The sequence below is a fragment of the Herbiconiux sp. genome (genome assembly GCF_023264895.1).
GTDB lineage: Bacteria > Actinomycetota > Actinomycetes > Actinomycetales > Microbacteriaceae > Herbiconiux.
The window spans coordinates 13,870-28,097 of the sequence record NZ_JAHFUY010000060.1 but is presented as its reverse complement, the minus strand read 5'-3'; the positions used below and the strand labels follow the sequence as shown (position 1 = coordinate 28,097).

Sequence of the window (14,228 nt, the reverse complement as noted above, 5' to 3'; positions counted from 1 at the left end):
GTCGACGTGATCGATCGCAAGATCATCGATCAGCTGCGCCTGGACGGCCGGCGCTCCTTCGGTCAGATCGCCCGCTACGTCGGGCTCTCCGAGGGCAGCGTGCGCCAGCGCTACCACCGGCTCCTCGCCCTCGGCGTGGTGCAGGTGGTCGGCATGCCGCACACGCCGAAGCTCGGCTACACCAGCGTGCACCTCTCCATCCGCGTGCGCGGCGCCACCGTGGAGTCGGTCGCGCGGGCGCTCGCCGCGATGCCCGAGGTGCAGTACGTGGGGGCGTGCATCGGCTCGTTCGACCTCACCGTCGACGTGCGCTGCGACGGCCCCGACGAGCTCACCGCCTTCCTCGGCGACCGCGTGCGCTCGATCACGGGCATCGACGCGCTCGAGACGGCGACCGTGCTCGAGATCATCAAGGACGAGTACGTGTGGTCGGGCTTCCGCGAGCCCACCGGGCGCCCCACCCGCCCGCACCCCTCGGCCGGCATCGCGCGCCCTTGAGCCGAGCAACAGTGGATCTGAGCGACACCGGCCCCGTATAGAGGGTCGGTCCCGCTCAGATCTCCTTTTACTCGGTCGACCCGGACCCCGACCCGCCCATCGCCCGCTGCCCCGACTGGTCGCGCAGCCCGTTCCACGAGTAGTCCTTGTACAGCCGCGTGAGCACGAACTGGTCGATCGTGACGACACCGGGGGTGCGCCGGATGTCGTCGAGCAGGTCGGCGAGCTGCCCCAGATCGCGCGGAGTCGCCTCGAGGTAGATGTCGTGGGCGCCGGCGGTGAGCGCCACGTGCCCGATCATCGGGATCGACGTGAGCGACTTCGCGACGTTCCGCGGGCTCAGCCCCCGCACGGTCAGCAGCAGCCGCACCGACTGGTGGCCGAGCGTGAGCGGGTTGCAGAGCGCCACGATCCGGAGCGTGCCGTTGACGGTGAGCCGCTGGATGCGCGCCCGCACGGTGGCCTCGGAGACCCCCACCACGGCGGCGATGTCGGTGTAGGCGCGCCGGCCGTCCTCGCCGAGCAGCTCGACGAGGCGACGATCGAGGTCGTCAGCAGCCATGCGCCCATTCTGCCAGTCACCATGACCGGTGCGGCTTGCCAAGGGGGGCGCGGGGAGGAGGGCGGCGGCGTACGGTGGCGAGCGCGTCGGAACCGACCGGATCCGGCGCGCGAGAAAGAGGAGTACGGCATGAGCCGAGGCGTAGCGGTGGTCACCGGAGGCACGGCGGGGCTCGGCCGAGCGATCGTGCGCGCGCTCGCGGGGCGGGGCTGGGACGTGGCCGTGCTCGCGCGCGGCGAGGACGGACTCGAGGCCGCTGTCGGCGAGGTGGAGGCCTACCGGCAGCGCGGCCTCGCGATCTCGGTCGACGTCGCCGACCGCGAGGCCGTGGAGCACGCCGCCACGCGCATCGAGGTCGAGCTCGGGCCGATCGACCTGTGGGTCAACGACGCGATGGCGGGCTCGTTCGCCGAGTTCCTCGACACCGACCCCGCCGACTTCGAGCGCGCCACGATGGTCGACTACTTCGGCTTCGTCAACGGCACCCGCGCCGCCCTCAGCCGCATGGTGCCGCGTGGCCGTGGCCACGTCATCCAGATCGGATCGGCCCTCGCGCACCGCGGGATCCCGCTGCAGGCCGCCTACTGCGGGTCGAAGCACGCCGTGCAGGGCTTCACGGAGTCGGTCACCACCGAGCTGATCCACGCCAAGAGCCCCGTGCGCATCTCGACGGTCGACATGCCCGCCATGAACACGGTGCAGTTCAACTGGGTGAAGTCGGCGCTGCCGGAGCACCCCCGGCCGATGTCGACGATCTTCGAGCCCGAGGTGGCCGCCCGCGTGGTCGCGCACGTCGCCGAGCACCCCCGCCGCCGCACCTGGGTGGGCTTCCCCACCGCGCAGACGGTGCTCGGCAACCGCTTCGTGGCGGGCTTCCTCGACTGGTACCTCGCGCGCACGGGCTACGACGGGCAGCAGGCCCCCGACAAGGACGAGGCGATGCTGCCCACCAACCTCTACGAGCCCGTTCCGGGCGACCAGGGCGCGCGCGGCATCTTCAGCGACCAGTCGAAGAGCTCGTCGATCGCGGTCTGGTACGTGCTCAACCGCAAGCTCGCGCTCGCCCTCGGCGGTGCCGCGGCGACGGTGGCGGCCGGGGCGGCGACCCTCGCGGTGCGCAAGCGGATGGGCTGATCGTGCAGCGAGCAGACGTGCACGTCGTCGGCGCCGGCCCCAACGGGCTCGCCGCCGCGGTCACGATGGCGCGCGCCGGCCTCGCCGTGCGCGTCTTCGAGCGCGAGGCCACGATCGGAGGAGGGGCGCGCACCGCCGAGCTCACGCTCCCGGGCTTCCACCACGACGTCTGCTCGGCGGTGCACCCGATGGCCCTCGCCTCCGGCTTCTTCCGCCGCTTCGGCCTCGACCGGCGCATCGAGCTGGTGGTGCCCGAGATCTCCTACGCGCATCCGCTCGACGGAGGCCGCGCGGGCATCGCCTACCGCGACCTCGAGCGCACGGCGGCGGGCCTCGGCGCCGACGGCCCCGCCTGGAACCGCCTCATGCGGCCGCTCGCCGAGCACGCCGACCAGGTGGCGCAGTTCGCGGGGTCATCGCTCCTGCGCATCCCGGCGCATCCGCTCACCACCGCCCGCTTCGGGCTGCGGAGCCTCGAGCAGGGCTCGCCGCTCTGGAACGCGCGCTTCCGGGAGGAGACGGCTCCCGCCATGCTCACCGGCGTCGCAGCGCACTCCATCCGCCCCATGCCGAGCCCCTCCACGGCCGGCGCGGCGCTCTCGCTCGGCGCCTACGCGCACGGCCGCGGCTGGCCGGTCCCGATCGGGGGCAGCCAGGCCATCGTCGACGCGCTCGCCGACGACCTGCGCGCGCACGGCGGCGAGATCGTGACGGATGCGCCGGTGCGCCGACTCGCCGACCTCCCGCCGGCACAGGCGACGCTGCTCGACGTGAGTCCCACCGCGCTCATGGAGCTGGCCGGCGACCGACTGCCCGCCCGCTACCTCGCGGCACTCCGCCGCTACCGGTACGGCAACGCGGTGGCGAAGGTCGACTTCGCGCTGAGCGGGCCGGTGCCCTGGACGAACCCGGAGCTCGCCCGCGCCGGAACCCTGCATGTGGGCGGCACCCGAGCCGCCATCGCGGCGGCCGAGGCCGATGTGGCCGCCGGCCGGCACTCCGCCGACCCGTATGTGCTGGTCTCGCAGCCGACCGCGTTCGACCCCGGGCGCGCGCCGGAGGGCCGGCACGTGCTCTGGGCCTACACGCACGTGCCCCACGACTCCACGCTCGACCAGACCGAGGCCATCACGCGCCAGATCGAGCGGTTCGCTCCGGGCTTCCGCGACCTCATCCTCGCCTCGAGCAGCCGCACGGCGGCCGAGATGGAGAACCACAACCCCAACTACGTCGGCGGCGACATCGCCTCGGGCACCGCGAGCCTCCTGCAGCTCGCCCGCCGCCCGACGCTCTCGCTCAGCCCCTGGACGACGCCCGTCCGCGGGGTCTACCTGTGCTCGTCGGCCACCCCGCCCGGGCCCGGCGTGCACGGCCTCGCCGGCTGGTACGCCGCCCGCCGCGCCCTCGCGAACGAGTTCGGCCTCGAGCCGCCCTCGCTCGCACCCTGATCCCCCCCTTCCTCACGACCGATCGGAGTCCCCGTGTCCCAGAACGTCCGCCGCATGGCCTGCACGCCGGAGCAGCTCTTCGAGGTGCTCGCCGACGGGTGGCTCTTCCCCGTCTGGGTGGTCGGCGCCTCCCGCATGCGCGATGTCGACGAGGAGTGGCCGCGCGAGGGCAGCAAGCTGCACCACTCCTTCGGGGTCTGGCCCCTCCTCATCGACGACGAGACGACCGTGCTCGAGTGGGATCCGCCCCGGCGGATGGTCATCCAGCCCGCCGGCTGGCCGATCGGCGAGGCCAGGGTCACGATCGAGGTGAAGCCGTCGGGCGAGGGCTGCCTCGTGCGCATCCTCGAGGAGGCCGTCAAGGGGCCGGGTGCCCTCATCCCCGAGCCCGTGCTCGATCTGCCCCTGCACATCCGCAACGTCGAGACCCTCCGCCGACTCGCGTTCGTGGCCGAGGGACGTGCCGCCCACCATGCTCAGGACGGCGCGGATGCCCACTGAGCACGACCCGAACACCGGCGACCTCCGCGCCCGCATCACCGGAGTGGCCCGTGACGTCTTCGGCTGGGAGTCGCTCCGGCCCGGCCAGGCCGAGGCCGTCGAGGCGGTCGTCTCCGGATCGGACGCCCTCGCCGTGATGTCGACCGGCTACGGCAAGTCGGCCCTCTACCAGATCGCCGGGCACCTGCTCGAGGGCCCCACCGTGGTGGTCTCGCCCCTCATCTCGCTGCAGGCCGACCAGGTGCGGCACCTCCAGGAGCGCACGGGCACCGACGACGTCGTGGCGCTGAACTCCGCCCAGTCGGGCCGCGCCGCCGAGGCGGCCTGGGAGGCCATCGCGTCGGGCGAGGCCGAGTTCCTCTTCCTCGCCCCCGAGCAGCTCGCGCGCGACGAGGTGATCGACGAGCTCGCCGCGCTCGGGGTGGGCCTGTTCGTGGTCGACGAGGCGCACTGCGTGTCGGCCTGGGGCCACGACTTCCGGCCCGACTACCTGCGGCTGGGGGCCGTGATCGAGCGGCTGGGCGGTCCGCGCATCCTGGCCCTCACCGCCACGGGCTCGGCGCCGGTGCGCGAGGAGATCGTGCGGCGCCTCGGCCTCCGCGATCCGAAGCTGTTCGTGCGCGGCTTCGACCGCCCGAACATCGAGCTCGAGGTGGTGCGGCACGAGAGCGAGGCCGTCAAGGAGCGGGCCGTGCGCGAGCAGGTGCTCGACGCGGTGAAGCCCGGGCTCGTCTACGTCTCGACCCGCGCCGACACCGAGCGTCTCGCCGAGGAGCTCGAGCAGGACGGGATGCGCGCCGCCGCCTACCACGGCGGCCTGCGGGCGGCCGAGCGCCGGGGCGTGCAGGACCGGTTCCACGCCGACGAGCTCGACGTGGTGGTGGCGACCTCCGCCTTCGGCATGGGCATCGACAAGCCGAACGTGCGGTTCGTGGTGCACGCCGACATCACCGACTCGATCGACTCCTACTACCAGGAGGTGGGCCGGGCCGGTCGCGACGGCGAGCCCGCCCGCGCCACCCTGCACTACCGGCAGGAGGACCTCGCTCTCCGCCGCTTCTTCGCCGGCGGCCGCACGGCACCCTCCACCGTCGAGGCCGTGCTGGGGGCGCTCGCGCCGCGCGGGCGCCGACGCCGGATGCCGCTGGCCGACCTCACCGAGGCATCCGGGCTCTCGCGCCGCACGGCCGCGAACGTCGTGAACCTCCTGATCGAGGCGCAGCTCGCCGACGAGGATGCGAAGGGGGTCTCGCTCGCGCGCAAGGTCTCGACGGCGGAGGCCGTGGACGCGGTGCGGGAGGTCGCCGACCAGCGCCGGCGGATCGAGGAGTCGAGGCTCGCCATGATGCGCGGCTACGCCGAGACCAGGGGCTGCCGTCGGCAGTACCTGCTGGAGTACTTCGGCGACGACCTCACCGAGCCGTGCGGCCGCTGCGACACCTGCGCGAGCGGGTCGGCCGGGGAACGAGAGCGAGAGCGCGAGGAGCGCGAGCGCGAACTGCAGGAGCGGGAGGCGCAGGCGCAGGCCGACGCCTTCCGCGAGGGCGAGCGCGTGCGGCACGAGGCGTGGGGCGAGGGCGAGATCGTGAGCGTCGAGGCCGACCGCCTCACCGCCTTCTTCGAGGTCGAGGGCTACCGCGTGCTCTCGCTCGAAGTGATCGACGCGAGGCCCGGCCTCCTCACGCCGGTGTGACGAGGCGGGGCAGCACCCCGTCCCCCATCCGCTCGATGAAGGTGGGCTGGTCCTTCGTGATCCCGTGCACGTAGACGCGGTCGGCCCCCGCCTCGGCGAAGCCGTGCAGCAGGTCGGCGAGCTCCTCCGGCTCGCCGGTGCAGAACACCGACTCGGCGACGGTCTCGGGCGACACGTGCTCTGCGGCCTTGTCGAAGTGCTCGACCGTCGTGAGGTCCCAGCTGAGCGGGGGAGGGAAGACGTTCGTGCGCCACTGGTCGTGGGCCACGCGGACAGCCTCCTCGCGCGAGTCCTGGAGGCTCACCTGCGCCTGCACGAAGATCTCACCCCGGCCGCCGGCCGATCGGTAGGCCTCGATCATGCGCTCGAGGGGGGCCTGCGGCTTCGAGACCGTGATGAGACCGTCGGCCCAGCCGGCCACCCAGGCGGCGGTCTGCTCGGTGACCGCGGCGCCGATGAGCGGCGGCGGCGTCTCGGGGAGCGACCAGACCCTGGCCCGGTCGACCGTGACGAGTCCCTCGTGGGTGACCTCCTCGCCGGCGAGCAGGGCCCGGATGATCTCGACGCTCTCGAGCAGGCGCTGCGTGCGCTCGGGCTTCGCGGGCCAGCGCTCTCCTGTGACGTGCTCGCTGATGGCCTGGCCGCTGCCGAGGGCCGCCCAGAACCGGCCGGGGTTCATCTGCTCGAGCGTCGCGATCGCCTGGGCGATGATGACCGGGTGGTAGCGCTGGCCGGGGGCGTTGACCACGCCGAACGAGAGCGCCGTCGCCTCGAGCGCCGCCCCGAGCCAGGCCCAGGCGAAGCCGGACTCGCCCTGGCGCTCGCTCCAGGGCGTGAGATGGTCGGAGCACATCGCCGCCTCGAATCCGGCCTGCTCGGCCAGGCGCACCGCGCCGAGCAGGGAGCGCGGGTCGATCTGTTCGTGCGATGCGTGGTATCCGTAGGTCGTCATGTCGCCTCCTCGTGGCCTCGACCGTACCGGGGTCGGAGCCTTCTCCCCACCCTCGCTGAGAGGTTGCTCGACGCCGTGTTGACAACCCGGTCGATCGGGTGTGTGATGGTGGCTCAACGTCGGAAGGAGTCGATATGACCGTGCAGATCTCATCGGGTTCGATGAAGAAGGTGCGCCACTAAGTCGCGCATTTCCAGCTCGATTCCGAACGGCCCCCGCCACCAGGCGGGGGCCGTTCCGCGTTCCCCCGGTGGGCGACCCGGCCGAGTTCGCGACCGGTCTCGTGGTGCGGCCCGCATCCGTCGAGGAGGTCAGCGCCGTGGCCCGGCTCGCGACGAAGCACAGGGCCACCCTGTGGCCGATCTCGCAGGGCCGCAACAACGGCTACGGCGGCCGCAGCCCGCGCACGGCGGGCTCCGTGGTGGTCGACCTCTCGCGGATGGACCGCGTGCTCGAGATCGACGGCGTGAGCGGCACCGTGCTCGTGGAGCCCGGTGTGCGCTTCGCCGACCTGCACGCGGCCGTGCGCGAGAGCGGCGTGCCCTTCTGGACCTCGACCCCCGACCTCTCCTGGGGCAGTGTGATCGGCAACGCCCTCGAGCGCGGTCTCGGCTACACCGCCTACGGCGACCACCACGCCCAGGTCTGCGGCCTCGAGGTGGTGCTGCCGGATGGCGAGGTCGTGCGCACGGGCATGGGCGCCATGGAGGGCGGGAGGGCCTGGCAGCTCTACCGGCCCGGCTTCGGTCCCGCGGTCGACGGCCTGTTCTTCCAGTCGAACCTCGGCATCGTCACGAAGATGGGGCTGTGGCTGATGCCCGCTCCCGAGGCCTGGGCCGCCGTCGACATCGCCGTCGAGGGGTTCGACGACCTGGCGCCGCTGATCGACGCGATGCGCCCGCTCAAGCTCGACGGCACCATCCAGAGCACGGTCGTGATCGGCGATCCGCTCGGTGCAGCAGCCTTCACGGGCCCGCGCTCGGACTGGCAGGAGGATCGCGGCATGCTCGCCCCCGGTGTGCACGAGCGCATCATGGAGCGCTTCGGCGTGGGGCGCTGGAACATGACCTTCGCGCTCTACGACCACGCCGAGATGATCGAGGCGCGGATCGGCGTGGTGGAGCGGGCGTTCGCGGGCATCCCGGGCTGCCGGGTGGCGGTGACGCGCTACGCGGGCGACGCCTCCGCCGACGAGATCGCCTACGGCCACCGTGTGCGCGCCGGCATCCCCGACATGTACGCGGAGAAGCTCTCATTCTGGTTCGGCGGTCGCGGCGGGCACGTCTCGTTCGCCCCCGTGCTCTCGCTCGACGGATCGGAGGCGCTCGCGCAGGTCGCGAAGATCCGGGACCGCTTCGAGGCCGCCGGTTTCGACTACTGCGGGGCGTTCACCGCGGCCGGGCGCTCGCTCGTGCACGTGACCGAGGTGCTCTACGACCGCGACGACACCGAGCAGGTGGCCCGCGCCCGCGCACTCGTGCGCTCGCTCATCGAGGAGGGCGCGAAGGAGGGCTACGGCGAGTACCGCGGCCACCTCGCCTTCATGGACGACATCGCCCGCTCGTTCGACTGGAACGACGGCGCCCTCGGCAGGCTGCACGCCCGCCTCAAGGACGCCCTCGATCCGGCGGGCATCCTCGCTCCCGGCAAGCAGGGGGTGTGGCCCGCCGCGCGCCGGCTCTGAGAGAGGGTCTCCTGCAAGGGTTTCCGCAGGATTGGCGCAGGAAAGGCCATCTCCAGCCGGGTTCCCGGATGCGGTTGCTACCGTGCAGGACGTCGACACCTGTGCCTGAGCCACCCACTCCCGCACGGCTCGACGACCCGAACCGCACGACCCGAACAGCCCTCAGCCGGCCGCGCCCGCGACCGATCGCGAACCGCACCCACGGTTCGCCGGAGGGCTCCTCGGCGTGCACAGAACCCGAGGAACCATGTCGAAGTCGATCCACGCCCCGAGCGCGCGCCCGCGCCAGTGGGGTTCCGAACGCAACCGGACACCCCTGCCCACGGTCCACACCCGCCCCTCCGACGCCAAGATCCTCTGGGGCCGCATCGCGATCATCGTGACCATCAGCGCCTGGCTGGTCTACCTCGTCACCACGATCCTCCGCCAGTTCCTGGAGTACGGGACCGACAACTTCCGGCTCTCCCTCGAGGCCATCTCGTACCTCGTCGTGGTGACCTTCCTCACCTTCTCGGCGCTCATGTACCTCGTCGCGCGGCAGGGTGCGCTCCGCCGCTTCCGCGACCACGTGCGGGTGCCCCGCGCCGAGCTCGACCGGCACTTCGGCGACCACGCGCACGACGGCATGACCGTGCTCGTGCCCTCCTACGCCGAGGAGCCCGCCGTGGTGCGGAAGACCCTGTGGTCGGCCGCGCTGCAGGAGTACCCGGCCCTCCGGGTGGTGCTGCTGCTCGACGACCCGCCCCAGCCCAAGGACCCGGCGACCGCCGCCCGGCTCGAGGCGACCCGCGCCATCGCTCCGGGCATCGCCGAGGCGCTCAGCGTGCCGGCCGCCCGGTTCTCCGATGCGCTGCTGAGCTTCGAGCACGAGCTCCTGGTCGGCGGCGCCCCGAGCGCGGATGCCGTGCACCGGCTCGCTCGCGAGTACCGGCACGCGGTCGGCTGGCTCCGCGACATGGCCGCGGCGGAGGAGCACGAGGACCACGTCGACACGTTCTTCATCGAGCAGGTGCTCGGCGGTCTCGCCGACGACCTCGCGCTCACCGCCACTGCGCTCGGAGCGGCTCTGGACGACGCCGATAGCGGTTCCGGTTCCGTGATCGCGACGGAGCGCATGCTCGAACTGCACCGCCGCCTCGTCTGGATCTTCACGGCCGACACCGCGACCTTCGAGCGCAAGCAGTACGCGTCGCTCTCGCACGAGGCCAACAAGGCCATGAACCTCAACTCCTACATCGGGCTCATGGGCGGTCGCTACCGCGAGGAGCACACGCCCGCCGGCGTGATCCTCCGCCCGGTCTCGGGCCCGCAGCGCACCGACCTCGTGGTGCCGAACGCCGAGTACCTGCTCACGCTCGACGCCGACTCGCTCCTCCTGCGCGACTACTGCCTGCGGCTCGTGCACTTCCTCGAGCAGCCCGATAACGAGCGCGTGGCCGTCACCCAGACGCCGTACTCGTCGTTCCGCGGCTCGCCGACCCGCATCGAGCGGCTCGCCGGCGCGACCACCGACATCCAGCACATCCTGCACCAGGGGCTCAGCGAGTACGACGCGACCTTCTGGGTGGGCGCGAACGCGGTGATCCGCATGGAGGCGCTCGACGACATCCTCGAGATCGAGACGGTGGGCGGATTCGAGATCCGCCGCTACGTGCAGGACCGCACGGTGATCGAGGACACCGAGTCGAGCGTCGACCTCGGGCAGCACGGCTGGACCCTCGTGAACTACCCCGAGCGGCTGAGCTACAGCGCCACGCCACCCGACTTCGGCTCGCTCATCGTGCAGCGGCGACGCTGGGCGAACGGCGGCCTGCTCATCCTGCCGAAGCTCTTCACGCAGATGCGGGCCCGCAAGCGCGCGGGCCGGCCCGTGCGGCTCACCGAGGCGATGCTGCGCATCAACTACATGGCCTCGATCGCGTGGGCGAGCTTCGGGCTCGTCTTCCTGCTGGCCTACCCCTACGACAGCAAGCTGCTCAGTCCGCTCGTGCTCGTGGCCGCGCTGCCGTACTTCTTCGCCCAGGCGAGCGACCTGCGGGCCTGCGGCTACAAAGGGCTCGACATCCTGCGCATCTACGGCTTCAACCTCATCCTGCTCCCGGTCAACCTCGCGGGCGTGCTCAAGTCGATCGAGCAGTCGCTCACGGGCAAGAAGATCCCGTTCGCCCGCACCCCGAAGGTGCGCGACCGCACGGCCGCGCAGCTGCTCTACGTGGTGGCGCCGTTCGGCATCGTCGCCTTCTCCGTGCTCACGGTCTGGCGGAACGTCGTCGACCAGAACTGGGGCAACGCGGCCTTCGCGGGCTTCAACGCGGTCACCGCGATGTGGGCGATCGTCGGCAACATCGGCATCCGCGCGTCGCTCGCCGACACCTGGCTCGGCCTCACCGACTGGATGTGGGTCGACCGCCGCACCCGCGCCGAGCGCGCCGACGAGCGCGTGGTGACCACGGGAGCGGGAACCGCAGTCGACGACTTCGACTGGCAGGAGGCGCTCTACAACGGGCACGCCGCCGCGGGCGAGGAGCTGCACGGCAGGAGCGCCCGGCGCTCGAGGAGGCGTGCGGCCTCGGCCTCCCGAGGCGCCCCGCCACGGGAGAACGTCTCGAGCGGGAGGCGAGCAGCATGAGCACCCTGAACCCGTCACCGTCCTCCGCTCCGGCGCCGGCCGGTCCGCACGCGGGCCAGCGCCTCTCGCCGCTCCGCGTCGCCCTCGGCGTCGTCGTGGTGCTCGGCGTGGTCGCCGCGGGACTCTTCGGCTTCCGCGTCTTCGTGGTCGACCAGGCCCGAGCCACCGGTCTCGCGCCGTGGTTCGCCTCCTACGTCGACGCGACCGTGACCCCGTCGTTCCCGTTCGAGACGCCGCCGACGGATGCGCAGCGCGACGTCGTGCTGTCGTTCGTCGTGGCGGCATCCGGCCCGCTGAGCGGGAGCCCGGCAGAGCAGAGCGGGTCGGGCAGCGCCGACGACCCCGCCGACGCTCCAACCGGGGCCGCCGCGGATCCGGCGAACGGCTCGTGCACGCCCAGCTGGGGCACCGCCTACTCGCTCGACGGGGCCGCGCAGTCGCTCGACCTCGACCGGCGGATCGCGCGCCTGCGCCAGCAGGGCGGCGACGTCATGGCGTCGTTCGGCGGCGCGAACAACTCCGAGCTCGCGACGGCGTGCACGGATCCCGCAGCGCTGAAGGACGCCTACGAGGCCGTCGTCGACCGCTACGACCTCTCGACGATCGACCTCGACATCGAGGGCGGCAACCTCACCGACGCCGCCGCCGGAGAGCGGCGGGCCGAGGCCGTGGCCGCACTGCAGACCGAGCGGCGCGCGGGCGGCCACGACCTGGCGGTCTGGCTGACCCTGCCGATCGGCCCGAGCGGGCTGCTCGAGGACGGCACCGACGCGGTCGCGCAGATGCTCGACGCGGGAGTGGACCTCGCGGGCGTCAACGCCATGACGATGGACTACGGCGTCGACCTCGACGGCGCCTCCCTCGGCCGCACCGCGATCGACTCCCTCAACGGGCTGCACCGCCAGCTCGGCACCCTCTACTCCCAGGCGGGCATCGATCTGACGGATGCGACGCTCTGGTCGAAGATCGGGGCGACCCCCATGATCGGCCAGAACGACGTGCCCGCCGAGGTGTTCTCGCTCGCCGACGCGCAGACCCTGAGCACCTTCGCCCAGGACAAGCAGCTCGGCCGGCTGTCGATGTGGTCGCTCAACCGCGACGCGACCTGCGGCCCCAACTACGTGGACACGCGCGTGGTGTCGAACGCCTGCAGCGGCGTGGACCAGGGCGACGCGAGCTTCGCCGGGGTGCTCGCGCAGGGCTTCGGCGGCAGCCCGGATGCGGCGGCCGACACGGTCACCACGCCTGAGCCCACGACGGCCGTCGTGGACGACCCGGCCACTAGCCCGTACCCGATCTGGTCGGAGTCCGCCTCGTACCTCGCGGGTGCCAAGGTGGTGCTGCACGGCAACGTCTACACGGCCAAGTGGTGGACGAGGGGCGACACCCCGGACGACCCGGTGCTCAACGACTTCGAGACGCCGTGGACGCTCGTGGGCCCCGTGCTCCCGGGAGAGAAGCCGTTCGCGCTGCCCTCGCTCCCCGAGGGCACGTTCCCCACCTGGTCGGGCGCCGGCACCTACGAGAAGGGCGACCGCGTGCTCTTCGAGGGCACCCCCTACGAGGCCAAGTGGTGGACGCAGGGCGACAGCCCCGCGGCCTCCTCCGCCGACACCGACGGCTCCCCCTGGGTGCCTCTCACCGAGCCGGAGATCGCGGAGCTCACCGCGCCGCGGTGACGCCGTGGTGCGGTGAGCTCGGGCCGGCTACGCGCCGAGCTCGCGCGCCAGCCGCACCATCGCCGCGTTGTCGGGGGCCACGGAGCCGTCGTCGAGCGTGAGCATGTCCTCGAAGCCCACGCGCACCTCGGCGCCGTCGGCGATCGCGGCCCGCACCACGGGCCAGGCCGTGTCGTCGTAGCCGTGATAGAGCAGCGGCGCGGTGACCCCGGCCTCCCGGAGTGCCGCGGCGATCGTGCGGCAGTGCGCCACGGCCTCCTCGGCCGACTCGTCCTCCGGCTCGATCAGGATGCGCACGTTCTCGTGCAGTGTCGGGGAGGCCAGCAGGGCCGGCACCTCGCGGAGGTGCCAGACGGCGCTCTCGAGCACCATGCCCCTGGCCACCACGAGCGAGGCGGCCTCGGCGGCCCCCTCCTCGGAGAAGGCCACCGACGCGAAGTCGGGCAGCGCGCCGGCCGGCCAGGCCGCGAGGTGCGCCATCCGCTCCTCGTGGCCCGAGCAGGTCCAGAGACCGGTGGTGGTGCCCACCACGATCGACGGATCGGCCGCCTTGATCGCCCGCACCATGGCGGCCACGGCATCCGGAGCGATCGACTGCCCGCCGTCGGCGGTGCGCACATGGGCGTGCACCACCGTGGCGCCGGCGGCCACCGACGCCACGGCCGCGTCGGCGATCTCGGCGTCGGTGAGGGGGATGGCGGGGTGCTCGTCGCGCCCCCGGCCCCCGTTGACGGCGGCCTTGATCAGCATGCGGCACCGCCGAACCCGGCCACGGCCGCGCTCGCGCCGGTGAGGTCGCCGAGTCGCGCGCCACGGCGCAGCTCCTCCACGAGCTCGGGCTCCTCGGTGTCGTCGGCGAGCGCGGTGTCGATGATGCCCTGCACCACCGCGACCGGCGCGAAGAACACCCCGTTGCGGTCGGCGAGCACGACGTCGCCCGGGTTCACGGCGACCCCGCCGCAGGTCACGGCCACGTTGACGCCCCCGGCATCCAGCGACAGCAGCTTGGTGGTGAGCACGCTCGACCCGCGCGCGTAGACGGGGAGGCCGAAGTGCTCGACCTCGTCGAGGTCGGTCACCACGCCGTCGACGATCACGCCCGCGGCACCCCGGAACGACAGGGTCGCCGCGAGCACCTCGCCCACGGGGGCGTGCCGGGTGTCCCCTCCGGTGTCGATCACGAACACGTCGCCGGGCTCGCAGTGGCCGGCCGCGTGGTGCAGCACGGTCGAGTCCTGGCCGGTGATGCGCACGGTGACGGCGCGGCCCACCACGCGGGCGGTGCCCACGAGCCGGCGGATGCCGAAGTCGGCGAAGCCCTCCTCGAGGTAGTGGCCGAGGGTGGGGAACGAGACGCGGCCGAGCTTCTCGACCAGTGACGGGTCGAGGGGCGCGGGCGCGGGGCCGGTGGTGAAGGGCATGGTGCTACTCCTGAGTGGTGCGGATGA

The 14,228-nt window shown here is 72.6% G+C and carries 12 protein-coding genes; 8 read left to right on the top strand and 4 right to left on the bottom strand.

Annotation, left to right across the window (positions count from 1 at the left end):
* Positions 1-498, top strand: a 498-nt coding sequence (locus Q0D57_RS12130) for an Lrp/AsnC family transcriptional regulator (protein WP_291043922.1), incomplete at its 5' end; no start/stop codon positions are given.
* A gap of 67 nt (positions 499-565) precedes the next feature.
* Here Q0D57_RS12130 and Q0D57_RS12125 read toward each other — a convergent pair.
* The gene (locus Q0D57_RS12125; RefSeq protein ID WP_291043919.1) at positions 566-1,060 is read right to left on the bottom strand and encodes an Lrp/AsnC family transcriptional regulator; all 495 of its coding nucleotides are present in this window, start codon (positions 1,058-1,060) and stop codon (positions 566-568) included.
* A gap of 129 nt (positions 1,061-1,189) precedes the next feature.
* Between Q0D57_RS12125 and Q0D57_RS12120 the strand changes: the two genes are divergently transcribed.
* From Q0D57_RS12120 to Q0D57_RS12105, 4 genes are read left to right on the top strand one after another with little or no spacing between them, the layout of a single operon-like run.
* On the top strand, positions 1,190-2,194 hold the full coding sequence (locus Q0D57_RS12120) for an SDR family oxidoreductase (RefSeq protein WP_291043916.1): 1,005 nt from the start codon (positions 1,190-1,192) through the stop codon (positions 2,192-2,194).
* 2 nt (positions 2,195-2,196) lie between these two features.
* The gene (locus tag Q0D57_RS12115; RefSeq protein ID WP_291043912.1) at positions 2,197-3,642 is read left to right on the top strand and encodes an NAD(P)/FAD-dependent oxidoreductase; all 1,446 of its coding nucleotides are present in this window, start codon (positions 2,197-2,199) and stop codon (positions 3,640-3,642) included.
* A gap of 33 nt (positions 3,643-3,675) precedes the next feature.
* A complete protein-coding gene (locus Q0D57_RS12110; RefSeq protein WP_291043909.1) occupies positions 3,676-4,143 on the top strand; it encodes an SRPBCC family protein in 468 nt (155 codons plus the stop codon).
* The gene (locus tag Q0D57_RS12105; protein WP_291043905.1) at positions 4,133-5,836 is read left to right on the top strand and encodes an ATP-dependent DNA helicase RecQ; all 1,704 of its coding nucleotides are present in this window, start codon (positions 4,133-4,135) and stop codon (positions 5,834-5,836) included. The genes Q0D57_RS12110 and Q0D57_RS12105 overlap by 11 nt, the downstream gene beginning before the upstream one ends.
* On the opposite strand, the gene Q0D57_RS12100 is transcribed toward Q0D57_RS12105, so the two are convergent.
* Entirely contained in the window at positions 5,823-6,788 is a 966-nt protein-coding gene (locus tag Q0D57_RS12100) for a TIGR03885 family FMN-dependent LLM class oxidoreductase (protein ID WP_291043902.1), read from the bottom strand. The genes Q0D57_RS12105 and Q0D57_RS12100 overlap by 14 nt on opposite strands.
* A gap of 250 nt (positions 6,789-7,038) precedes the next feature.
* Between Q0D57_RS12100 and Q0D57_RS12095 the strand changes: the two genes are divergently transcribed.
* The 3 genes from Q0D57_RS12095 (at position 7,039) to Q0D57_RS12085 (ending at position 12,780) form a co-directional block, all read left to right on the top strand.
* Positions 7,039-8,472, top strand: coding sequence for an FAD-binding oxidoreductase (locus tag Q0D57_RS12095; RefSeq protein WP_291043899.1), 1,434 nt, complete (start codon positions 7,039-7,041; stop codon positions 8,470-8,472).
* 247 nt (positions 8,473-8,719) lie between these two features.
* Positions 8,720-11,101, top strand: coding sequence for a glycosyltransferase family 2 protein (locus Q0D57_RS12090; RefSeq protein WP_291043896.1), 2,382 nt, complete (start codon positions 8,720-8,722; stop codon positions 11,099-11,101).
* Positions 11,098-12,780 (top strand): carbohydrate-binding protein, encoded by a 1,683-nt coding sequence (locus Q0D57_RS12085; RefSeq protein WP_291043892.1) that lies wholly within the window; start codon positions 11,098-11,100, stop codon positions 12,778-12,780. The genes Q0D57_RS12090 and Q0D57_RS12085 overlap by 4 nt, the downstream gene beginning before the upstream one ends.
* A 27-nt stretch (positions 12,781-12,807) precedes the next feature.
* On the opposite strand, the gene Q0D57_RS12080 is transcribed toward Q0D57_RS12085, so the two are convergent.
* Together Q0D57_RS12080 and Q0D57_RS12075 are read right to left on the bottom strand one after the other, a co-directional pair.
* Positions 12,808-13,530 carry a 3-keto-5-aminohexanoate cleavage protein gene (locus Q0D57_RS12080; protein WP_291043889.1) on the bottom strand — a complete coding sequence of 241 codons (723 nt, stop codon included), beginning with the start codon at positions 13,528-13,530 and terminating at the stop codon, positions 12,808-12,810.
* The gene (locus Q0D57_RS12075) at positions 13,524-14,201 is read right to left on the bottom strand and encodes an RraA family protein (protein ID WP_291043886.1); all 678 of its coding nucleotides are present in this window, start codon (positions 14,199-14,201) and stop codon (positions 13,524-13,526) included. Before Q0D57_RS12075 ends, Q0D57_RS12080 begins: the two co-directional genes overlap by 7 nt.
* Between the last annotated feature and the right edge of the window lie 27 nt (positions 14,202-14,228).